Origin of the sequence: Enterovibrio norvegicus FF-33, assembly GCF_000286835.2 — a bacterium.
GTDB classification, from domain to species: Bacteria; Pseudomonadota; Gammaproteobacteria; order Enterobacterales; family Vibrionaceae; genus Enterovibrio; species Enterovibrio norvegicus_A.
Map to the genome: position 1 here is coordinate 488,418 of NZ_AJYD02000038.1, position 22,723 is coordinate 511,140.

Annotated in this window: 20 protein-coding genes; 8 read left to right on the forward strand and 12 right to left on the reverse strand. The window is 48.4% G+C overall.

All coding sequences use genetic code 11. The features are described from left to right. Nucleotides 1–205: 205 nt before the first annotated feature. Entirely contained in the window at nt 206–673 is a 468-nt protein-coding gene (locus A1OO_RS10455; protein WP_017002984.1) for a GNAT family N-acetyltransferase, read from the reverse strand. A gap of 463 nt (nt 674–1,136) precedes the next feature. Between A1OO_RS10455 and A1OO_RS10460 the strand changes: the two genes are divergently transcribed. Together A1OO_RS10460 and A1OO_RS10465 are read left to right on the forward strand one after the other, a co-directional pair. After that, nucleotides 1,137–2,774, forward strand: a complete 1,638-nt coding sequence (locus A1OO_RS10460; RefSeq protein ID WP_017002985.1) for an MFS transporter — start codon at nt 1,137–1,139, stop codon at nt 2,772–2,774. Between the two features lie 136 nt (nt 2,775–2,910). Beyond that, nucleotides 2,911–4,170, forward strand: a complete 1,260-nt coding sequence (locus A1OO_RS10465) for an Ig-like domain-containing protein (protein ID WP_241819092.1) — start codon at nt 2,911–2,913, stop codon at nt 4,168–4,170. 43 nt (nt 4,171–4,213) lie between these two features. Here the strand turns inward: A1OO_RS10465 and A1OO_RS10470 are convergent, their stop codons facing one another. Then, entirely contained in the window at nt 4,214–4,711 is a 498-nt protein-coding gene (locus A1OO_RS10470) for a DUF2867 domain-containing protein (protein ID WP_016958079.1), read from the reverse strand. Nucleotides 4,712–5,112: 401 nt separating this feature from the next. Between A1OO_RS10470 and A1OO_RS10475 the strand changes: the two genes are divergently transcribed. Continuing rightward, the gene (locus A1OO_RS10475) at nt 5,113–6,333 is read left to right on the forward strand and encodes an NRAMP family divalent metal transporter (protein WP_017002987.1); all 1,221 of its coding nucleotides are present in this window, start codon (nt 5,113–5,115) and stop codon (nt 6,331–6,333) included. A gap of 133 nt (nt 6,334–6,466) precedes the next feature. Here the strand turns inward: A1OO_RS10475 and A1OO_RS10480 are convergent, their stop codons facing one another. The 8 genes from A1OO_RS10480 to A1OO_RS10515 all read right to left on the reverse strand — a co-directional run bounded on the left by A1OO_RS10480 (nt 6,467) and on the right by A1OO_RS10515 (nt 13,657). Continuing rightward, nucleotides 6,467–7,477 (reverse strand): aldo/keto reductase, encoded by a 1,011-nt coding sequence (locus tag A1OO_RS10480; RefSeq protein ID WP_016958081.1) that lies wholly within the window; start codon nt 7,475–7,477, stop codon nt 6,467–6,469. Between the two features lie 56 nt (nt 7,478–7,533). After that, nucleotides 7,534–8,478 (reverse strand): Gfo/Idh/MocA family oxidoreductase, encoded by a 945-nt coding sequence (locus tag A1OO_RS10485; RefSeq protein WP_016958082.1) that lies wholly within the window; start codon nt 8,476–8,478, stop codon nt 7,534–7,536. A gap of 3 nt (nt 8,479–8,481) precedes the next feature. After that, nucleotides 8,482–9,360: a class III extradiol dioxygenase subunit beta gene (locus A1OO_RS10490; RefSeq protein WP_016958083.1), complete on the reverse strand. Its 879-nt coding sequence runs from the start codon at nt 9,358–9,360 to the stop codon at nt 8,482–8,484. Continuing rightward, nucleotides 9,353–9,790, reverse strand: coding sequence for a protocatechuate 4,5-dioxygenase subunit alpha (ligA, locus tag A1OO_RS10495; protein WP_016958084.1), 438 nt, complete (start codon nt 9,788–9,790; stop codon nt 9,353–9,355). Before ligA ends, A1OO_RS10490 begins: the two co-directional genes overlap by 8 nt. Before the next feature lie 46 nt (nt 9,791–9,836). Beyond that, nucleotides 9,837–10,886: an amidohydrolase family protein gene (locus A1OO_RS10500; RefSeq protein WP_016958085.1), complete on the reverse strand. Its 1,050-nt coding sequence runs from the start codon at nt 10,884–10,886 to the stop codon at nt 9,837–9,839. Beyond that, nucleotides 10,883–11,593, reverse strand: coding sequence for a 4-carboxy-4-hydroxy-2-oxoadipate aldolase/oxaloacetate decarboxylase (locus A1OO_RS10505; RefSeq protein ID WP_016958086.1), 711 nt, complete (start codon nt 11,591–11,593; stop codon nt 10,883–10,885). Before A1OO_RS10505 ends, A1OO_RS10500 begins: the two co-directional genes overlap by 4 nt. Before the next feature lie 10 nt (nt 11,594–11,603). Further along, nucleotides 11,604–12,476 carry an amidohydrolase family protein gene (locus A1OO_RS10510; protein WP_016958087.1) on the reverse strand — a complete coding sequence of 291 codons (873 nt, stop codon included), beginning with the start codon at nt 12,474–12,476 and terminating at the stop codon, nt 11,604–11,606. Nucleotides 12,477–12,580: 104 nt separating this feature from the next. After that, on the reverse strand, nt 12,581–13,657 hold the full coding sequence (locus tag A1OO_RS10515) for a 4-oxalomesaconate tautomerase (RefSeq protein WP_016958088.1): 1,077 nt from the start codon (nt 13,655–13,657) through the stop codon (nt 12,581–12,583). 123 nt (nt 13,658–13,780) lie between these two features. On the opposite strand from A1OO_RS10515, the gene A1OO_RS10520 reads away from it, so the two are divergent. Beyond that, nucleotides 13,781–14,665 (forward strand): helix-turn-helix domain-containing protein, encoded by an 885-nt coding sequence (locus A1OO_RS10520; RefSeq protein WP_017002988.1) that lies wholly within the window; start codon nt 13,781–13,783, stop codon nt 14,663–14,665. Between the two features lie 52 nt (nt 14,666–14,717). On the opposite strand, the gene A1OO_RS10525 is transcribed toward A1OO_RS10520, so the two are convergent. Next, nucleotides 14,718–15,188, reverse strand: a complete 471-nt coding sequence (locus tag A1OO_RS10525) for a phosphatase PAP2 family protein (RefSeq protein ID WP_017002989.1) — start codon at nt 15,186–15,188, stop codon at nt 14,718–14,720. A 455-nt stretch (nt 15,189–15,643) separates the two neighbouring features. Here A1OO_RS10525 and A1OO_RS10530 point away from each other — a divergent pair, with 455 nt between their 5' ends. The 4 genes from A1OO_RS10530 (at nt 15,644) to gltS (ending at nt 21,502) form a co-directional block, all read left to right on the forward strand. Continuing rightward, a complete protein-coding gene (locus A1OO_RS10530; RefSeq protein WP_017002990.1) occupies nt 15,644–16,657 on the forward strand; it encodes an adenosine deaminase in 1,014 nt (337 codons plus the stop codon). Nucleotides 16,658–16,706: 49 nt separating this feature from the next. Beyond that, nucleotides 16,707–18,506, forward strand: coding sequence for an amidohydrolase (locus A1OO_RS10535; protein WP_017002991.1), 1,800 nt, complete (start codon nt 16,707–16,709; stop codon nt 18,504–18,506). A gap of 153 nt (nt 18,507–18,659) precedes the next feature. Continuing rightward, nucleotides 18,660–19,898 (forward strand): glycosyltransferase family 87 protein, encoded by a 1,239-nt coding sequence (locus tag A1OO_RS10540; protein ID WP_017002992.1) that lies wholly within the window; start codon nt 18,660–18,662, stop codon nt 19,896–19,898. Nucleotides 19,899–20,275: 377 nt separating this feature from the next. After that, nucleotides 20,276–21,502 (forward strand): sodium/glutamate symporter, encoded by a 1,227-nt coding sequence (gene gltS / locus A1OO_RS10545; protein ID WP_016958093.1) that lies wholly within the window; start codon nt 20,276–20,278, stop codon nt 21,500–21,502. A 75-nt stretch (nt 21,503–21,577) separates the two neighbouring features. Here gltS and A1OO_RS10550 read toward each other — a convergent pair whose 3' ends face one another. Further along, the gene (locus A1OO_RS10550) at nt 21,578–22,606 is read right to left on the reverse strand and encodes a methionine synthase (protein WP_026023809.1); all 1,029 of its coding nucleotides are present in this window, start codon (nt 22,604–22,606) and stop codon (nt 21,578–21,580) included. Nucleotides 22,607–22,723 lie beyond the last annotated feature (117 nt).

A 22,723-nucleotide genomic window follows, 5' to 3' on the forward strand; every position in this document is an offset into this window, starting at 1 on the left:
TGGTGTTAAATGGAATTAAATGACTCACCCAAGAGACGATATCTCAATTCGAAATATCCAATGTAAAAGAAAAAGAGAATAAGAGGGTTTTAAATTTAGAATATTTATTAATACAAGAAACCAATATTAACCAACAAAGGCAGATGATCAACAGAAAATATAAACATAAGACTGAATAGGCATTCACTTTACGCGTTTTCTGGTGCTAGATCTCAAGCCTCATAATGTGCTGTGGGCCATTGGGTCCACCAAGATAGCGCTCATGTGTGTCTTCAAAGCCACCCTTGAGATAACACTGATATGCAACTGTATTTTTGCAGTTCACGGTCAAGTACAACCAATCTGCTTCTGGGAAATACTCCTTCGCCATCTTCCCCAACAATAAGACCGCCGCTTTGCCTAATCCTTTCCCTTGCTGATTTAGATCAATCGCAAATTTCCTAAGCCCAATAGCATTCTCATCACAAGCATTACGTTGAGTAGAAAAATCTCGTTCAATTTTGAAGTACCCAACGACAACGCCATCAAGCATGACAACAAAATGTTCGGCGCTTCCTCTATCACTAGAAAGAAACGCATCAGGAAGGGCTGTATATTTCGCTTGTTCATCACCAAGTGTGATTTTCCGTATTTCATTTTCATGATCAGGTTTTAATTTTTCCAGACTTACCATAACCCCTCCTAATTTAACGAATAGTTATTGCCATTAGAATTCAATAAGAATGGTTTACACCCTGGCAAAGCATGACAGTAAGAGCCTATCCAATTTAAAATAAAAGCCATTTCAAAGACACAGAAAAGTACATTTTTGCTATTCATCCACCAAAATCAAACCCTAGGTCGAAAAAGCAAAACTATTGATACCCAAGTCATTGCTATTCCATTAATAAGAATGCTGTCAAAAAGCCAAGAGATAGCGCTATCACTTCCTGATGAGACCAAGGTTTAGTGCCATCTCATGGTACTATTTTGGTGAAAAACCAGCCCCAATCATTGTTCAATTTGCAAAGCAGAAAGCACGGCTCTCACCGTGTCTATTTATCACTTCTGCATGCTTGAAACTGTCTGAATTGATGACATTTGCGTTTAGAAATTAAGTCTACGCTTAAATTGGAAGAGCCTGACGACATACGGATATGAAAACAAATATATTTTGGCGTATACGCCCCATCCTTTTTACCATTTTTGGCTTTGCCATCAGCCATAACCTTTTCTTCATCATGCTCCCTATACGCATGAAGGAAACAGGCTATGAGACCTCAAACATTGGTCTCGCCATGAGTATGTTTGCCGTAGGCGCAATTTGTGCGGGGCTATTTGGTTCACGTGCCGTGCTGCGTGCAGGTCATATTCGGGCATTTGCATCCATGGCGGCGATGCTGTCGATTGTGTCCGTGATCCACAGTTACACCACGGACATTTGGCTCACTGGCGCGCTTAGGATGATCGCCGGTTTTTGCTATGTGACTTCATTCATCACGCTGGAAAGCTGGCTCAACGTTTTAAGTGACCGAAGCAATCGAGGGCGCGTTTACGGCACGTATCAGATTTGTTTTGCGATTGGTTTTGGTACTGCGCCCTTTCTGTTCAGTATGTTCAACGAACAAGATCCGCGTTTGTTTGGCTTAATCTCTGTTTTTCTGTGTTTCTCGCTCATCATTATGTCCATGAGCCGACTACCCGCGCCTGAATTACCGGCGAGAAGCACACCGATTACGTTAAAGAAACTCTGGGATTATTCCCCCTCGGGAACACTTTTGTGTTTTTGTGCGGGTTTGATTAACGCGTCAAGCGTGTCACTCATTTCGCTATACGCATACAGCAAAGGTATTTCGGGGATTTGGCTATCGCTTATTTTGGGTTCGTATCAAATGGGCGGGTTGCTTACCCAGTTTCCCACCGGATGGTTAGCGGACAGATATGACAAACGCGTCATCGCATCAGGGCTAATGGTGATGGGCGTGGTCAGCAACAGTTTGATCGTATTCGATAACTTCCATCCCTACCCAATAGAGTTATTGGCGGTACTGTTCTGGATTTCCGGTGGTTCTGGCGTGGCATTGTTTCCGTTAGCAGTGACACAAGTGTTTGACCACATCGATCCAAAAGAAGCGATGCCCGTTACCAGCACTATGCAAATATTATTGGGCGCTGGCGGAGTGATCGGCCCGATTGTCGCCAGTTCTTTGATGAGCGAATTTAGCGTGGTGTGGCTCTATTACTACATCATTACGGTTCATGTTTTTGTGTTTGTGTTCCTCATGATCCGGAAGCTGTACGTCCGAACAGAAAAAATACCCTCAACCAACACGTTCAAGGTCAGTGTCCAACCTATTCCTGGGGCATCTGAGCTTGATCCTATGCTCGACTTTAAAGACACCAACACCACCAATCCAGAACTGAAACTCTTGATTGCTGCCCTGGGACAAAATCCCTCTGATCCGGGTTTGTTGATTAAACTCGCTCTGCAAGGCTCGGCATTGAATGCCAATGACGTCGCCAAAAATATTGTCATGGCCTATCCAAAACGTTCCGGAGAGATTCTGCGCCATCTCATCGAACAATTCCCTAAACGTCGTTTGGAAGTGGCGTATTCACTGCATGATTTGTTTCTTTTAAGGAAGGAACGCATTAATTCACTACTTCAAGATGCATTGCTCGATGGGGCGACACCTGATGAAGCCGCTTCAATTATGGATTTGATTGATGAGATCAAAGCAAAGCTGGACGAAGATCTGAACGTGGGAAGTACGGAGAATTTGAAACGAAACTGATGTGCCTATAAAGGTAAAATTTATATTCTATAGATACTTACAATGAAAAAATATTCATTTGAAAGTGTTGTAATTCCCATCTTTGGACTACGCTTTAACTATGCATATGCACTTTGTTGTACAGAGGTAGTACTTGGTGAAAGTTGTTTATCAAGGTTTCATCGTTTTGTTGTGCTTGCATCTCGCTGGATGCAATGGCGATTTTATCTGGATCGGCAGCAATAGTGACCAAAGTACAGATACAGCGCAAACGGCTCCAAATTCCATTGATATTCAGACCGATGGAGAGACTGGAGCTCAAATACTCCTGCAACTTTCTCCCGGTCAAACGTTGCAGTTAAAAGTCATCACTTCTTCCGCTCCCCTCTCGAAATCGACACTCAATAATGGCGTTGTTTGGACATCTTCAGACAACAGTGTGCTTTCGGTCTCTTCGACGGGCTTAGTTAAAGCTCTGTCGCTTGGCTCTGCTTTCATCACAGCCACAGTCGGAGGCAGATCAAGTAATGCCTTTGGCTTAGATGTTGTTCCACCCTACATAGTCTCTCTTGAATTGACGCCCGAGCTTAATGGAATTAACCCTCAAGTCGGTGGAAGTAACGCCATAACCTCAACGATGGAATACGATGCTTCTCAGACATTTACTGTTACAGGCACCTATAACGAAGGAACGGTCAGTGATGTTTCCAATAGCGTCACAATGAACATTTCTGATTCAGGCATAGCGACGTTTTCTGGCCCACAAATGAATGCGATGGCCGCCGGCACGTCGGAGGTGACTGCCAGCATAGGATCAATTACGAGCAATATAGTGACGGTGACGACAACGGCTTTGTCGCTGTGCGGTGGTGCTGTTGACGACGCCAGCTCGAACACTGCGACGGGCGTATGCCTCAAAGTCATCGCAGAAACGGTCACAGAGAATTTGTTTACAGGCACCCCTAGCGAAGCACTGATGCTTCATTTGGGTTACACAGCAGACACCACGTCAACAAACTCAGGGAAAACCTACGAATCGTTTCAAAGTGATTCTTCAGTGACGGGTAGCCCCGAAAATTTTGCAAGATTTCAAAACACTGGCTTAAACTGGGATGATGATTTTGACAGCTCAACCTATGGAAAAGATGGCGCTTACGACCGTTACTGCTCTCACCTCGCGAGCATCAGATTTAATTACAGAGACAATTGGCGCAGAACCACAGTGAATGAAATAACATCCTTGAGAACAAAGATGGGAAATTTGACTTCGGGTTATGGGTGGGCGGGGGCTTTACGTTACGGTTCGTCGACAGAAACAAACAGTGGTAAATTGTTCGCGCGAAGTTTAACTGGGACACACAGAACCAGTTTCAGTCCAAGCGTATCCGTTTATGCATCCTGCATCAGCGTCCCTTAGCGCACTAACTTGGTCCTGATACTTATCGAAAACGTTCATGTCTTCACTCTGGCGAAGGCAGTTTTTTTAGCGTCGCAGGCACTATCAGTTTGTGGATGGGGCCGACGAAAAACATATATACATTGCCGAGTCGATTTTTAACATGCACCACGGTGCTTGCTGTGACAGTCGCACGGTTGCCATTTGGCGTAATGTGAAACGAGACTTTCACATCAAGATGTTTATCTTGGTCTTCCATGATCACCTCAACGGGTGAGTGGTAGATCATGGTAAAAATCCCTACACGATCACCGACCTTGTAATCTGTTTTAACGGGAGCAAAATCATCGAAGTTCCCGAGGTGTTTTAGGCCGATTGCAGAAGTGATGCGGTTGCGCAACCGCATTAACGCCCCCACCCACTTAGGTGTGTTGTTCATGACCTGCAAGTAAATATCCATCGCCGTTTCCCCTTGATAAGGGATCTCACGAACGTGATTATCAGAAAATGAAGCTTGGTCACTATATTGTTTGAGCATGACATGGTTTGGTATCCCATCCATTGGCGCTTCCTCTAAGTGTTCATATCGAAAATCAAAAAATTTATGCTGTTTTGACCTTACGAATTACCATGCCCAGATTCAATGGCAAAAACCCTTCAATCGACTACATAACCACCGCATTTAGTGGAAACCTTGAGCACACCTCATAAACACTGTCGAACAATACGGATGTGTTACATCATTGAAAAACCATTCAGTGGTACGCAATGGCATTAGAACATTCCGTTTTTTCTGACTTAATGATTGACTTACTTTTAGTGAGTCTTTAGTATCCGCTCCCAGCAAAAAGACAAGCCGCAACGACGAGTTTTTTCAACAAGTTACCCGCCAAACGTCAGCTGATCCCGGTCAGTTGTTTTTCTTTTTTTATAAAGAGAGAGACAACAATTTTTGGATTCGGCATGACAACGCAAACGATTACTCAAAACACCCCTACAACGTCTTGGCAAAACAAGGCCATTCTTAGCGTCGCATTCCTTATGGCTACAACATCAGTTGGCCCTGGATTTCTTACGCAAACTGCCGTATTCACCAACATCTACAAGATGGACATGGCCTTCCCTGTTTTCGCATCGATGTTTATCACCTTCGGTATTGTGATGAACCTTTGGCGCATCGTGGGTGTGTCTGGTCTACGTATTCAAGATATCGCCAATAAAATTGCACCAGGTGCAGGTTACTTTATCGGTATTTTGCTCGCGCTTGGCGCCGTGGCGTTTAACTTTGGTAATGTCAGCGGCGCGGCATTGGGCATTAATGTCCTCACTGGCGTAGATACAACATGGGGCGCGTTGTTCACAGGCTTGGTCGGTTGTTTGTTGTTTGTGGTTCATAACGCCTCGAAGCGCATGGACCAGATGGCGCGTTATCTCGGCCTGTTCATGATTGTGTTGATCGCTTACGTAGCCATGACCAGTCTGCCGCCAATCGGCGAAACCCTCACCGCTGCGGTCATGCCAAGTGACGTCGGAAGCTTACTACTGCCCACTCTGACCATCGTCGGTGGTGCTGTTGGCGGTTACTACACTGGCGCACAGCGCTTGGTCGACATCGGCTTGCAAGGCAAAGAAAACGCAGCCGCGATTAAAACCGCCGCATGGGCAGGTATTTCGATTGCGGTGGTCATTCGTATTCTGCTGTTCTTCGCCGTGTTTGGTGTGATTGCTGCGGGCGCGGTACTGGATACTTCAAATCCTGCTGCGGATGCCTTCCGTCAAGGCGCTGGGGACGTCGGCTACTTCATCTTCGGCCTGGTGCTGTTTGTTGCCTCTATCACTTCAGTGGTCGGCAATTCCTACATGGCGATTTCACTGATTAAAACCCTATTCCCTGTCGTCGCACGTAACGAAAAACGCTGGTGTATTGCTTTCATTATCATCACCAGCGTCGGTACGGTGTTGATGAACATGCCTATCTTGCTGCTGATGCTGGCAGGTCTGGTCAACAGTATTATCCTGCCTGTGGTATTGGGATTCGTGCTTGCTGCAACACGCCGTAAAGACATTGTGGGTGACTACAAACACCCTGTGTATTTGTCGGTCATGGGCGTACTGATTGTGGTGGTCATGGCTGGCGCAAGCTTTGGCAATATTACGAACTTTGTCGGTAAATTTATCGGTTGATGGGCAAGCAGTTTGATAGATTGACAAGTTGCTCTTCAAGTTCAGTCATCAAGCTTACCAAAACGACAAAGCCGTCTGCATTCAGACGGCTTTTAGGGTCAAATCTTTTGTGCCACTACCAACACATTGCACCCTAGTTTCTGTCTCGCTCAGAGTCCATGACTTTCATTTGCCTGTCGTTGTAACGCGCGCCAATGACCTTATCATCGTCAATCAAGCTCGACACATATTCAGCCACATCAAGCGGTAAATTCACATTCATTGCCGCGATATTTTCACGCATGTACGCAATATGTTTGGTGCCAGGAATAGGAATGAGCGTTTGCTTACCGGCCCGGTTTGGTAACGCAATAATCCACGCTAACGCCAACTGTGCCAACGAGCAGTTGAATTCTTGCGCCACTTCTCTAAGCGGTTCGAGCAGTTTACTGTTTTGGGCAAACGCTTCGGTTTCAAACCGTGGACGTGCATTGCTGGTGCGAATATCTCCCTCCGTTAAGCACGACGCTTCTTGGGCTTTACCCGTCAAAAATTGACGACCAAGGGGTGAAAAAGGCACAAAGGTGGTTCCTAAACTTTCACACACATCGAGCATTTTAATTTCTGGTAGACGTGTCCATAGGGAATATTCAGATTGCACCGCCGCAATGGGGTGAATGTCGTGCGCGCGACGCAAAGTATCTGCGGAGACTTCAGACAAGCCAATTTCACGGATCTTTCCTTCGCGGACCAAATTCGCTAAGGCACCCACGCTTTCTTCAATCGGCACTTTTGGGTCGAGTCGATGTAAGTAGTAAAGATCAATCACATCGGTTTTTAACCGTTGCAGGCTCGCTTCACACTGCGCTTTGATAGTCTCTGCTCTACCGTCAATCGTCGGCTTACCGTCTTGGGAAAACAAGGCGCATTTACTCGCCAGCACGTATTCCTGTCGGCGCGTTTTTAGCGCTTTTGCCAGCAGTTCTTCGTTTCTTCCGCCCCCGTACATGGTGGCGGTATCGAGGAAGTCATAGCCCACATCGAGCGCTTCATTGAGCAGCTGAATCGATGTTTTTTCATCGCTTGGCCCATAGCCATGAGACATGCTCATGCAGCCCAACCCAATCGGTGACACGCTTAGCGATCCAATGTTGCGCTTTTCCATGTAATGACATTCCCCTTAATAGTACCTAACGAATGAAAATGATGACCTATAGCAAGCTAGTGACTCAGCACTTGTTCAATTTTATCAAGCACTTTCATCGCTACCAACGCTTGGCACACACTGGCATTAGGTTCGCGCCCTTCACGAATGGCGGCAATGAACTCTCTGTCTTGCAACTCGATGCCATTCATTGACACATCGACAGTGCTGACATCAATCGGATTCTCACGTCCATCAACCAAATCGTCATAACGCGCCATGTAGGTGCCGTTATCGCAAATATAACGAAAGAATGTGCCGAGAGGGCCATCGTTGTTGAACGACAAAGACAGCGTACACAAAGCACCAGACGCCGTTTTCAACCCAATGCTCATGTCCATAGCAATGCCAAGCTCAGGGTGCTTTGGCCCTTCCATGGCTTGCACTTGCACAATGTCTTCGCCCGTTTGATACGCAAACAAATCCACCGTATGACACGCGTGATGCCACAACAGATGATCCGTCCAACTGCGCGGTTGTCCCAAGGCATTGAGATTCTGGCGACGGAAGAAATAGGTCTGCACATCCATTTGCTGAATCGTCAGTTCACCCGCGCGAAACTTCTTGTTCAAGTATTGATGGCTCGGATTGAAACGGCGAGTGTGCCCTGCCATCGCGACCAACCCGGTGGCACGTTGTACCGTGCAAATCGATTCTGCATCGGCCAAAGAATCGGCCATTGGGATTTCGATCATCACATGCTTGCCTGCTTCCATCACATCAATGGCCTGCGCGGCATGAATCGGCGTTGGCGACGTGATAATAGCCGCTTCAACGCCCGGTTGCGACAAGGCTTCTTGAAGGTCTAGCGTCCAATGCGGAATGCCGTATTTCTCTGCGGTCTCGCGGGTGCTTTCTTCCACACCACCCGCAATAGAGACCACTTCCACATCATCAATATTTTTCAACGCATCGAGGTGCTTGTGTCCGAACGCGCCCTCACCCACCATGACTATTTTCATTCTTCACTCCTTGAATGTGAGCACATCAGATGTGACCCTGTCACACTTGTTTTCTAACAATGTCAAACCATAATGGGAGTTCGACACTGGGGCGTGAGTAAATCGATACACTTCATCGACCTTTTCATCCATCGCGCCGCGCATCACCAGCCACATGATGGCCTCGATACCTTCTGATCCGGCTTCACGAATGTATTCGGTGTGGGAAATGTCTTTCACCGCCATTGGGTCTTCGACCATTTTGTCGAGCCAGTTGCAATCATATTCGGTATTAATCAGCCCAGCGCGTTCGCCTTGCAGCTGATGTGATAACCCGCCCGTCCCAAAAATGGCGACCGTGATATCGTCAGGAAAGGATTCCACCGCTTTACGAATCGCTTTGCCCAGATTGAAACAACGGTTGCCCGTGGGTTGAGGATATTGCACCACGTTGACCGCCAGCGGGATCACTTTACACGGCCACTCACTCGGCTGCCCATACATCACAGACAAGGGCACGGTAAGGCCATGATCCACATCCATCTGATTAACGATGGTCATGTCGAACTCATCAAGGATCAACGATTCCGCAATGTGCCACGCAAATTCACTGTGCCCTTGACAAGAAGGCACCTGACGCGGGCCGTAACCTTCATCAGCAGGGTGAAACTCTGGGGCGACACCAATCGAGAATGTCGCGACAGATTCAAGCGAAAAGGCAGACGCATGGTCATTAAATACAATCAAACACACATCGGGTTTGACCGTTTCCATCCAATCGCGGGCGACCTGAACACCGCCCACGAAACGCTGCCAATATTCGCCATGCATACTGCCGTTATCCATGGCAGCGCCAATCAATGGAATATGCGATGTGCCAATCCCTGCAACCACTTTAGCCATTTGCTTCATCCTTGTTTTCCGGACGCGCGTAATATTCCGCCCATTCCGCTTTGCTGCGATTACCTTCAATGGAACGACCACCCGACAGCATCATTTGACGAAAATCATCCACTGTCATGCCATTTCCCGACATGCCTGCGCCTGCATCTTGCATGGTCAATCCATCAAAAATGGCGAGTTTGAAGGTGTAATAGATATTGCCACCCAAACGCAACATGCCCAGCCAATCTCGCGCCAATACCGCTTTGCGCTGTGCCTCCGTCATGGGGTATTTGTCGAGGTACTCAGCTTCGCTCTCACGAAACACATCGCGATTTTCAGCTTTGTTCAGCGACATGCAAAACATGTTGAGGTGATACCCTTGGCGCGACTTTTGTCCATCAAACACGTAGGTGCCGGGAATGTCGTCATAATCTCTTTTTTCACGCATTATTTACTCCTTAAATAACGCTCAAATAACGCTCAAATAACGCACATTAAATCAAACCAACTTCTTTCAGTCTGGCATCTAATCGAGAGAATACTCGGCGCGTATTTCCATTGAAAATCTTGGCTTTGTCTTCATCGCTCAGTGTTGAACCATCGATGTAACGTTTGGTGTCGTCAAAGAAGTGACCCGTTTGCGAGTCTATCCCACGCACCGCGCCAATCATCTCAGAGGCAAACAGAATGTTTTCCGTTGGCACGACTTCAAGCAGCAAATCGATACCTTCTTGGTGGTAGACACAAGTATCAAAGAAGATGTTGTTTTCCATGATGTCATTCAGTGCTGGCAAGCCGAACATGTCACACAGACCACGGAAACGCCCCCAGTGATACGGCACTGCGCCACCGCCGTGTGGCACGATGAACTTCAACTCAGGGAAATCTTTGAACAAGGTTTTCGACATCATCAACTGTTGGAATGCCGTGGTGTCAGCACCAAGGTAATGAGAGCCCGTGGTGTGGAAACACGGGTGACAACATCCACTGACGTGGATCATCGCTGGTACATCCAGCTCACACATTTTCTCGTAAATGGGGTAGTAGTATTTGTCATCCAGCGGCGGCGCTGTCCAGTAGCCACCTGATGGATCTGGGCTGAGGTTACACCCCACAAACCCAAACTCTTTCACGCAACGCTCAAGCTCTGCTGCACTCACAGTTAAGTCTGCCTCAGGCGATTGCGGTAATTGCGCCGCACCAATGAAGTTTTGTGGATACAGCTCTGCAATACGATGAATCAGTTCATTGCAGTGCTCAGTCCAATATTTGCTCGTGGTTTGGTTACCAATGTGGTGCCCCATCCAACTTGCACGCGGCGAGAAAATGGTCACGTCCGTGCCGCGCTCGTTTTGCAGTTTCAGTTGCGCACCTTCAAGGCTGTCACGGATTTGGTCATCGGAAATGTTCACCACGCCTTTGACGTGGTCGAACAGAGGATCGGTTGCCAGTTCGGCTTTCTGTTGATCACGGTATTCACCCAGCGCATTCGGTGCTGTGGTGTAATGACCATGACAATCAATAATCAGCGTATCCTTGCTCATTCCAAATCCTCCAAACCATCTACATAGCGAAAGCCGGCTTGATCCAACTTAGGGCGCATGTTGTACATGTCTAACCCCAAAATGCCGCTCTCAAGCATTTGTCGTTTTTCTTCTTCTAACGCCACTCGTGATCTCGCTGCGGCTAGAACCGTTTCTGCATGGTCTCTTGGCACCACACACACGCCGTCGTCATCGGCCACAATCACATCACCGGCATAAATCGGTTGATTGCCACAAACCACGGGCACGTTCACCGACCCCAATGTCGCTTTCACTGTGCCTTTGATAGACACCGCTTTTGACCACACGGGGAAATTCATTTCTGTTAGATCTTTGGTGTCACGTACACCCGCGTCAATGATCAGCCCTTGCACGCCACGCGCTTGGGCAGACGTTGCTAACAAATCACCGAAATAGCCGTCTGTGCACGGCGAGGTGGTTGCGATCACCAGCACATCGCCGGGCTGACACAACTCAATCGCCACGTGCACCATCCAGTTGTCGCCAGGTTGTGCCAACACCGTCACGGCACTGCCCGCGATTTGCGCACCAGAATAAATAGGACGCAGGTTAGGGTTAAGGTTGCCTGTGCGCGCTTGGGCTTCATGCACAGTCGCGCTGCCGCATTCGGCGAGCCCTTCCAATACCGCGTTGTCAGCACGTTCAATGTGTCGAACGGCGACGCCTTGGATTGTTCTCATAGACATACTGCTTTCCTTACTCGTCAAAACCGTAAAGGCGTGCTGGGTTATCCACCAAAATCTTCTTCTGCGTGGCTTCGTCACGCGCAATCAATGGCACGAGATCCAACAAATCCGCATCATTTGGCATGTGCTTTTTGATGTTCGGGTGCGGGTAATCCGTTCCCCATAGAATGCGATCAGGGGCGACTTCTACTAGCCCTTGTGCATATGGCACAGCATCATAAAAAGGCGGCGCGATAGCGATGCGCTCAGAGCCGCACACTTTGACCCACCAGTTATCACGCTGCATAAAATCGAGAAGAATTTGATACGCCTTTTGACCGACACCTTCAGAGGTTGGCACGCGCCCCATGTGATCAACCACGATGTCCATGTCGAATCGGTTGAAGAACGCCTCGTAACGAATAATGTCTTCTGCGTTGACGTGAATAACCAAATGCCAACCAAACGGCTTCACTCGGTTCAACACACGTTCCATCATTTCAAGGTTGGGTGCGCCACCAAGATGGGTCACGAAATTGAAGCGAATACCGCGAACGCCACCTTCATGAAGATCCTGAAAGTCATTGTCTGTAAACGTATCGTCAGCCATGCACACGCCGCGGTAAGCGCCGTTACTGGTTGCAATCGCGTCCATCATGGCGCGGTTATCTCGCCCGTGGCAGCTCGCTTGCACCAACACAGCGCGGGAAATACCCAGCGTGTCATGCACACGTTTCAGCGTATCTTTGCCCGCATCAGGCGGCCAATAGGTTGCGGTCTCTGCATAAGGGAACTGCGCATGAGGGCCGAACACATGGCAATGGGCATCGCAGGCATTGGCGGGTGCCACAAATCGCGGAGTGCGTGTGTTGTTATCCGGTGGCATACAGCTGGGTTTGGTCATTCCGTGACTCCTGTGCAGCACTTAAAAAAGCTGCGTTTTCGTTATTAATTAAGGCGCTTATGTATTAAAACGCTGGCTTTGATGCGCTAACTGTCAGCGCCTAGCTAAATGACTGTCTTGGGCAAATAAAGCTCACCTTTCGCGAGCAAACGCGCCGTCCTGACCAATCCAGCACTCTGCACTGCGCCAGATTGGTCAAACGTCAACGTCATGGAGAATTCCCCTGAAGGGTGTTCAACGGACAAGGTTTTCACCAAGCCGTCAGGGATTGAGGCAATCCCCTCTGCGACCGAGCCAGATAACGCACACGCCGTCGCAACGGACACTGCGCCCAGCACGCCAATGGCAGAGTGGCAAACGTGAGGGATAAAAGTACGGGAGGAGACATTGCCGCCAGCAACGGGGGACGCAATCAAACACATTTTAGGCACGACTTTGTCAGTCACATCACCGAGGTTCATCGCAACACCCGCTTTTAATCGAACAGCTTCAATGCGTGCTTTCAACTCAACATGGTTGTTCAGTTCATCTGCACTTTCGTACCCTGTCACACCGAAATCTTCTGCACGCAGCACAACAACAGGCATGCCGTTATCAATGCAGGTGACGTCGTATTGACCGTCGAGGCCTTCAAACGTATCGCGGGTATTGCCCGTGGGCAGTAATGCGCCAGTGATCGAGCCGGCAATATCTTGATAATGACAAATCACGGGAGATGCGGTGCCTGGCACGCCATCAATCGCAGCATCGCCGTCATATTTCACGTGACCGTTAGGTGTTTCGATTTCCAAATCACAGCGATTGCCGCTATTGGTCATCAACACACGTACCATGGTTTTCGGATGGGTCGCTTCAACAAGGCCAGATTCAATGGCAAAGGCACCCACGCCCGCCAAAATGTTTCCGCAATTGGGTGTGGTATCAACGCGATTGTCACCGACAACGACTTGAACAAACAGGTAGTCAACATCGTAATCAGCATGTGCAGAAGCAGACACCACCGCCACTTTACTCGTTAACGGGTTTGCACCACCCAATCCATCGATTTGTCGCGCATCACGACCAACAGCATCAAGAATGATCTGGTTTCTTTCTTCAGCATCGTCCGGCAAGTCACTTGCAAGAAAATAGATGCCTTTGGAGCTTCCGCCTCTGAGCTGCATATAAGGGATCGAAACCATGTCTTTCTGACCTTCGCATGAGAATTAGGATCAGAATAGTCATGATGTCGCTCGCAATAAATTCAACTTTTTTACATTTTGTTGTACATTTTTAACATTACTAACTTTTGAAGCGCGAGTGTGATGTCAAACATCCCCCATTACTTTCTTTACGGTGAAGAACAGCCAGAAGACTCACCGGATTACATGCACATCGCGCGGCTTGAGCAATCTCTGCCAAAACATAACTGGGAAATTCACCCACACCGACACGATGATTTGCATCAGTTGATGATTCTTGAGTCTGGCTCAATGACGGCTCAAATCAGAGAGAGCAGCGCCGAATATCGAGGGGGTTGTGTCCTTTCCATTCCCGCTAAAGAGGTGCATGGCTTCATCCACCAGCCTGGGGTGACAGGGTTTATTCTGTCGATCTCCCAACCTTTCATATTGAGCTTATTCAACGAAACCGAGCGACAAGCACTCTCTTCACTGTTTCGTGAACCCATGGTGCTCCCCATTACAGATGGGCGGAATGTTGTGGAGTTGAAGTTATTAGGCGAACGCTTATTGGCAGAATACCAAGGGCGCGCTGTGGGGCAAGCATCTATGATTGGCGCGTACTTGAAGATAGTGTTCGTGCTGCTTAATAGACAGGTGAAACACAGAGAATCTTCGCAAGTGTCAGACGCTAAGACCATCTTGTTCGAAAAATTCACGGCTTTGGTGGAACAACATTACAACCAGCACTGGAGTGTGAGTGAATACGCCGCCGCATTGGGCTTAAGCCAAGGACAACTCAACCGCACATGCCAGCGCAGCGCTGATCAGCAAGCGTTAGAGATTATTCACGGACGGATTATCGATGAAGCCAAGCGATTGCTGATTTTCACCCAACTCTCATCGAAAGAAATTGGCTATCAACTCGGCTTTAAAGACCCTGGCTATTTTTCTCGCTTCTTTACTCGCCATGTGGGTCAAGCCCCCAAACAATTCCAACAACAATTGCTAAGTGAGCAAGTACAGTAACGAGTAAAAAAGCAGCTTGTTTTGGGGGAGGAGTAAACAGGATAACGGTGGGTTAGATCCAAGCAACAGCCGCAATCGCGGTGGAAAGGCCGACGCACAGCCCTACGATGACGTCACGCCAGTGGTGCTTTAAGGCTTTTACTCGACCTAGCCCCACCAGCATGGCCAAGCCGTAAGAAAGTAAACCGATGATCCAGCCATAACTCATCGCAAGCACGGTCGACGCAGCAAAGGCATTGGCGGTGTGGTTCGAAGGGAAACTGTCATTGCCGCTTTTATCAGGGCGTTTAGCATCAATCAGCAATTTACCGATTAAGCCAATACCAGAAGCCATCGCGATGATGTACCCCGCGAACTTAAACTCGCCCCATTCACCATGAAACACAGGAAAAGCCACTGCGGTGGCGACCAAACCATACACACCGACATCACTCACCATCTGCCAGTTCAACGAACTAGAGAAGTGAACAAAAAAGCACACCCACAGGGTAACCAGCAGCAGAGCAGGATAGAGAATTGTCATTAGCGCGTCAGTTTGTCCTAAACACATCAAATAATGGACATTGAGTATCTCAGACTCTGGTCACCATTAGCCATACAGAATGTAAGTAAATATTGCATTTGACAGCGATTAACGGGAAAAGCCCTACAAATTAACGTGATAACACTTGGTCTGAACAGTCTCGTTATCGTCGCGCGCGACATGCTGTAAACAAGGTTTGATTCTAAATCACAACGCAGACAGCGAAAAACCCAACGCCGCATAAGTTGACCGAACGGTCAGTAACCACTAATTTTTATAAAGGTATGCATACGGAATACATGCGCTATCTTCTTTCCATCAACCAGCATTGAACGCCAAGGCTGCGGCCAGTGTGGCAACAACGGTCGCCGTACAAATCGTCATATCGCACTGGCAATGTGAAAGCACCACCTCTCTGGTGACGAGAAACCACCCAACGTGTAAGGGAGAATCTTATGGAAGACTTTATCCGACACTTACCCAAAGTAGAGTTGCACCTTCATATTGAAGGCTCATTGGAACCAGAACTGATGTTCGAGTTGGCGGAGCGCAATGGTATCACCCTGCCCTACGCCAATGTTCAGGAGGCGCGCGCGGCTTACCATTTCAATGATCTTCAGTCTTTTCTCGATATCTATTACCAAGGCGCCAACGTACTGATCACAGAGCGAGATTTTTTCGATCTGACTTGGGCCTATTTGATGCGCTGCAAAGCGGACAACGTGATGCACACGGAGATCTTTTTTGACCCACAAACTCACACTGACCGTGGTATCGCGTTTGATACCGTGATCAACGGCATCTACCATGCGCTGCGTCAGGGAGAGAAAGAACTCGGTATCACCAGCAAGCTCATTATGTGTTTCCTACGCCACCTTTCTGAAGAAGCGGCGTTTGAAACGTTGGAACAAGCAAAACCCCACCTGCACCGTCTTATCGCAGTTGGACTGGATTCTTCCGAGCTTGGGCATCCACCTGAAAAATTCACGCACGTCTTCGCTCAAGCACGTGCACTGGGATTGAAAGCCGTCGCACACGCGGGCGAAGAAGGCCCAGCAAGCAATATTTGGGATGCGATTCGCTTGCTCCATGTGAATCGAATCGACCACGGCGTTCAATGCGTGCAAGACCCTACACTAATGATAGAACTGGCAGAAACACGTATGCCACTGACGGTATGCCCGCTTTCCAATATTAAACTGCGGGTATTCGACCGTATGGAAGATCACAACATTCTCAATCTTCTGGACGAAGGGCTTTGCGTGACAGTGAACTCCGACGATCCCGCATTTTTTGGCGGCTACATGAATGACAACTTCCTTGCGCTGAATCAGGCACTTTCCCCTAACAAAGCACAGTTAGTGCAATTCACACGAAATGCCATTGAGGCCGCTTTTTTAACAGACGATGAACGTCATCAATTGCTTCAAAATCTAGACGACTTCTGGGCGAGCCACGGCATACACTAGAGATGACAAGCGGGCTTGAACCGCTTTTTTCTTTATTGAAGGAGCCACTATGAAAGCCTCGTTGTTGACGCTGACGGCACTCGCCGCTTCCTTTCCTGCGCTTGCAGATAGCCCTAAAATGCCCTTTGCAGACACCATTTATCACAATGCGCAGGTCATCACGGTCAACGATAAACAACCAGATGCCAACGCTGTGGCGATACTCAATGGCAAAATCCTTGCCGTTGGCGACAACGAAGACGTACTTAAGTTAGCCAGTAACAGTACCCACGTGGTCGATTTGAAAGGCATGACGATGATACCGGGCTTTATCGATGCCCATGGTCATGTCATGAATACCGGTCTTCAAGCGGTGTCTGCTAACTTATTGTCACCGCCAGATGGCCCGGTGACCGACATCATCAGTTTACAGGAAGCCCTGCGTATTTGGGCTGATAAGCCAACCAATAAAGCGCAAGACTTCATCATCGGTTTTGGTTATGACGATTCTCAGCTAAAAGAGCAAATTCACCCAACCCGCTTCGATTTGGATGCCGTGTCGACCGAGGTTCCCATCCTCATTATTCATCAGTCTGGGCATTTGGCTGTTTTGAACAGTAAAGCGCTCGATATGCTGGGCTTCAACGCTGACAGCAAGAACCCTCCAGGCGGTGTGATCCGCCGAGTCCCTGACAGCAACGAGCCTAATGGTGTGCTTGAGGAGTCCGCGTTTTTCGGTGCACTGATCCCTTTATTTACGCAAATCAGTCCCGACGAGAACGAATTGCTGTTTCAGGCAGGCATGGAGTTGTACGCCAAATATGGCTACACCACGGCGCAAGAAGGCCGCACCATGTCTGACAGTGTCAAAACCATGTACGACATTGCGCAGAAAAAGAAACTGCTGCTGGACGTGGTGGCCTACACGGATATTCAGCTCGGCACAGACATCATGAAGCCGCCCTACCTTAGCCAAAGCTACAACAATGGTTTCCGGGTCGGCGGCGTCAAACTGACGCTAGATGGTTCGCCACAAGGCAAAACCGCATGGCTAACCAAACCCTATCTTATCCCGCCTGAAGGCCAAAAAGCAGGTTATCTCGGCTACCCCATCATGCCGGATGAAGAAGCGGAGAAATATGTCGGTATGGCGATGGAAAACGGCTGGCAATTACTCACACATGCTAACGGTGATGCAGCCATCGACCAATATATCCGCGCCGTGAAAAACGCGACGAAGAAATATGGTGAAGGCGAGCGACGCTTTGTCGCCATTCACGCGCAAACCGCCCGAGAAGATCAGGTGCAGTCGTTTAAAGAACTCAACGTTATGCCGTCTTTCTTCCCTATGCACACCTTCTATTGGGGTGATTGGCATGCACAATCTGTACTCGGCGATGAACGGGCTGAAAATATTTCACCCACTGGCTGGGCATTGGATCGCGACATGATATTTACTTCTCACCACGATGCGCCCGTTGCGTTCCCTAATTCGATGCGGGTCTATTCCGCCACCGTTAACCGGATCACTCGAAGTGGACGCGTGTTAGGCAAAGACCAGCGCGTGCCATCTATGACGGCGTTGAAAGCACAGACCATCTGGGCGGCGTATCAGCACTTTGAAGAGAAGACCAAAGGCTCGATTGAAACAGGCAAAGTGGCCGATTTGGTCTTGTTGTCTGACAATCCATTGAAGGTTAACCCAATGGAGCTTGCTGACATCACCGTGGTTTCAACCATTAAAGACGGGGAAGTGATATATACCCAGCAAGCCGCCATTGCCGACAACAGTTGCGCGGCGTCCAGAAAATGTCAGGCACTGGCGACACACACTTTTATGATTGCCGGATTGATTCCGCACCGTCACTGAATCTCTAAGTCGTTAAATCGCCAAATTAGTCACTACAAAACAACAGAGTGCATTATGCGCTCTGTTGCGTTTCTTCTACACTCATTGATAGGGGATTGAATAGCCGGGCCTTTTGTCGCCGTGCTTCGGCATGAACACTGTTTGAGGACCGCTATGCGTTTTTTTACTGCGTCATTTGAAAAGTCTGCGTCTTTGCAAAAAGGCTGGCATCTAGTCTTATGCTCGTCATCTTTCTTATTTTCACTCGTCTTCATCTACTGTGCTTATCGCCTGTTCCAAACCTACGATTGGGGACATCCGTTCACCAAGTTTCTCTGTTTCAGCGGCTTGTTTGCGCTGATCCTGACCCTTTTCAATCACAGAACACAGTCTGATGATATCGGTAAGACGATGCTGATGACTGAAGCTGTTTTTGCCATGGCGGTGCTGGCCTTGATTTTTGCCCGCATGGTGCCCGCTTATGGTGACTTCATCTTTGCTGCACCCACGGTCGATATTGGCTACACCACTGAACATGCCGCCAAGCTGCTATTTCTTCAGGGTGAAAACCCCTATCTAAGTGAAAGTATCAATATTCGCCCTGAGCTCGCGCCTGAACACCGCGGCTTTCACTATGGTCCTGGCATGATATTGGGGTACGCCGCCTCAGCCTACTTCCCGGGCATCGGCTATAAGTTAACGAGTGTTGCCTTTCTTGCTATTTCAGCCCTTGCGCTGTGTTCGTTGGTGGCGGGTTGTTTAACTTCACGCAGCCAGATTGAAACCAACGGATGGCAAGTTCGAAGCGCTATGTTGGCGTCGATGGTATTGCTATTTCTACCTGAGAGGCTGTGGTACGAAGTGTTTCACGTCGGCGCGAACGATATTTACCCTGTCGCGCTGCTATTAGTGGGTTTGGTGTGTGTTCAAAAAGAAAAGTGGTTGCTCGCGGGTGTGTTAATGGGCCTCTCATTCGCGACCAAATTCTCGCCTGCCGCCTTCCTGCTCGCGATGTTTTTGCGCAAAGATATTCGGCTGAATTTTTTGATTGGTTGCGCCATTGGTGCATCACCCTTACTGATTTTCCTCGCGTGGGATCATCAAAGCATGATTGAGAACGTATTCATTCTGCGCTTTAGCCTGAATTTCGATTCCACCAGCCTCTACTCCATCACGCCAGACGTACTGCATGTGCTGTTCCCCCTCACCCAGCTTTGCGCGCTGATCTACTTTTTGGTGCGCAACGCCAACAAAACCTTGTCCATTGAAGAAACGGTGGTGTGCTTTACCTTGCTGCTGATGATCATTGAGGTAACCTTTAAAGAGATCCACGCCAATCACCTCATTTGGTTCTATCCGCTTATTGCGTTTATCGTGGCGATTTATCGACACAAACTCTTTCCATCAAGGTGAATACTCTCATGTAAACCAAAAGCGGACACTGCAAATTGGTGGTCCGCTTTTTTCATTCCAAATTGTTACATTCGCGACAATCACACCCCCCTTTTCCTTCTTAAGCTTTCTGAAAAGCACATGCCGCTACAAAGGCTTGATAACCTTTTCGGTGCAGCTCAACCCAAAGTGGTTAAAATGACACCGAAAGTGAATATTTTTGCAGTCGGGTACTGTGTTTAATGCACGCAATGTGAGATAACAACGCCCCGAAATGAGCGTGTCGCGCTGTGAGCAAGCCAAGAAGGCTCAGCGCTGTCGCGAATTCTTTCGAACCGAAGATAAATCAAAATAAGAATCTCATGCATTACGGAGGATGATGAGATCACAGAGGCTATATGAATCAACTAATTTCAGTCGGCGCACTCGAGTCTTTTCTTATCGCCATTTTCGTGCTGTTTCTTGGGCATTTTATCAATGCCAGAGTTCCCCTTCTAAAGCAGTTCAACATCCCTGAACCCATTGTCGGCGGTTTAGTTGTCGCCAGTGCGATCACGGTTTTACACTTCAGAGGCATAGAACTCGAGTTCCACTTGCCCCTACAACACACCTTTATGCTGATGTTTTTCGCCACTGTGGGCTTGGCAGCTAACTACACACAACTCATCAAAGGCGGTGCAAAGGTATTCATCTTCCTGGGTGTGGCCTCGCTCTACATCATGATCCAAAACGGGATTGGCGTATCTTTGGCTACCGTGCTTGGCCTTGACCCGCTAATGGGGTTGATTGCGGGTTCTATCACTCTGTCTGGCGGACACGGTACTGGCGCTGCGTGGGCGCAAACCTTCCAAGACGTTTACGGCATGAATAACGTGCTGGAAATCGCGATGGCCTCTGCCACCTTCGGTTTGATCATGGGGGGTATTATCGGCAGCCCTGTCGCGCAGCGTTTGATTGATAAAAACAAGCTGCAATCGCAATACGGCGCGACCAACAAAACCCATGACCAATTCCCTGAGTTGGTGACCTACAGCGAGAACGAAGAAGATAACGTGACGGCGAAAAAGGTCATTGAAACCCTGTTCATTTTGCTGATCTGTGTCACTGGCGCTAAGTACCTCGAACAATGGGTAAGCAGCTTCGACATCAAATGGCTGATGATCCCTGATTTTGTGTATGCACTCTTCATTGGTGTGGTGATCACCAACTTCGTTGAAGTGAGCAAAGCAAAGAAACTGGACGTGGACACCGTGGATATTCTCGGCACTGTGTCACTCGCGCTGTTTCTCGCCATGGCCTTGATGAGCCTAAAGCTTTGGAACATTCTCGATCTGGCTGTGCCTTTCCTCATCATCCTGATTGTGCAATCTATGATGTTGGCGATGTTCACTTACTTTGTGACTTACCGAGTGATGGGGCGTAACTACGACGCCGCCGTAATAGCCAGTGGTCACTGTGGCTTTGGCTTGGGGGCAACCCCAACAGCCGTGATGAACATGGGCTCGGTGGTCAATCGCTTCGGCCCATCACCACAAGCTTTCATGGTAGTGCCAATTGTCGGCGCGTTCTTCATTGATATCGTTAACTTGATTATCTTGCAGGCCACGCTCAGCATTATTGGTTAATGCGTGCTTGTTACCGTTCTCCCTGTTTAGGGAGAGCGGTAATGAGCCCAGGCCCAAACATCAATCTCTTGCGGGCTAAGTCGAAAGTTCTTTGCGGATTATCTCTGCACCTGCGTTAAGTGCATTTAGCTTCGCGTTTGCGACTTCATGAGATAAGGGTGCCATGCCGCAGTTGGTGCAAGGGTAAAGGTTCTCTGCATCAACAAACTTGAGCGCTTTTCGTAAGGTTTCCGCGACTTCTTCAGGCGTCTCGATGGTGTTGGTGGCGACATCAATCGCCCCGACCATCACTTTCTTACCGCGAATAAGCTCAAGTAGCTCGATCGGCACACGGGAGTTGTGGCACTCGAGAGAGATAATATCGATGTTGGATTTTTGCAGCTTAGGGAAGATTTCTTCATATTGTCGCCACTCTGATCCCAAGGTCTTTTTCCAATCTGTATTGGCTTTGATGCCATAGCCATAGCAAATATGGACGGCGGTTTCGCATTTTAGGCCTTCAATGGCCCTTTCTAACGTGGCGATCCCCCAGTCATTGACCTCATCAAAGAAGACATTAAATGCGGGCTCATCAAATTGGATAATATCTACACCAGCCGCCTCTAACTCTTTCGCTTCTTGATTAAGAATTTTGGCAAATTCCCATGCGAGCTTTTCTCGGCTTTTGTAGTGCGCATCATAAAGTGTGTCGATCATGGTCATAGGACCAGGTAAAGCCCACTTTATCGGTTGCTTGGTTTGTTGACGTAAGAACTTAGCATCTTCAACAAAAATGGACTTCTGACGGCTCACCGCGCCGACGACAGTTGGTACGCTTGCATCGTAACGATCACGAATCTTAACAGTTTCACGTTTTTCAAAATCTACGCCATTAAGGTGCTCTATGAATGTCGTGACGAAGTGTTGGCGTGTTTGTTCGCCATCACTGACAATATCAACCCCTGCGTGTTGCTGCTCTTGCAGTGATAAACGTAACGCATCGTGTTTGCCCTGCGCTAACTCCTCATTTTGCAATTTCCAAGGAGACCAAAGCGTCTCGGGCTGCGCCAGCCATAAGGGTTTAGGCAGGCTGCCCGCGGTCGAGGTAGGTAATAATTTTTTCATCATAAATTCTGCTGTCTAATGGGTTATACCCAAGTAACCTGAAGATGCTCGATTTCAGAGGCCCTCAGAGTGTTCAATTCAAGGCAAATTCTTGTAGGAATAGTCATTCTATTTCAC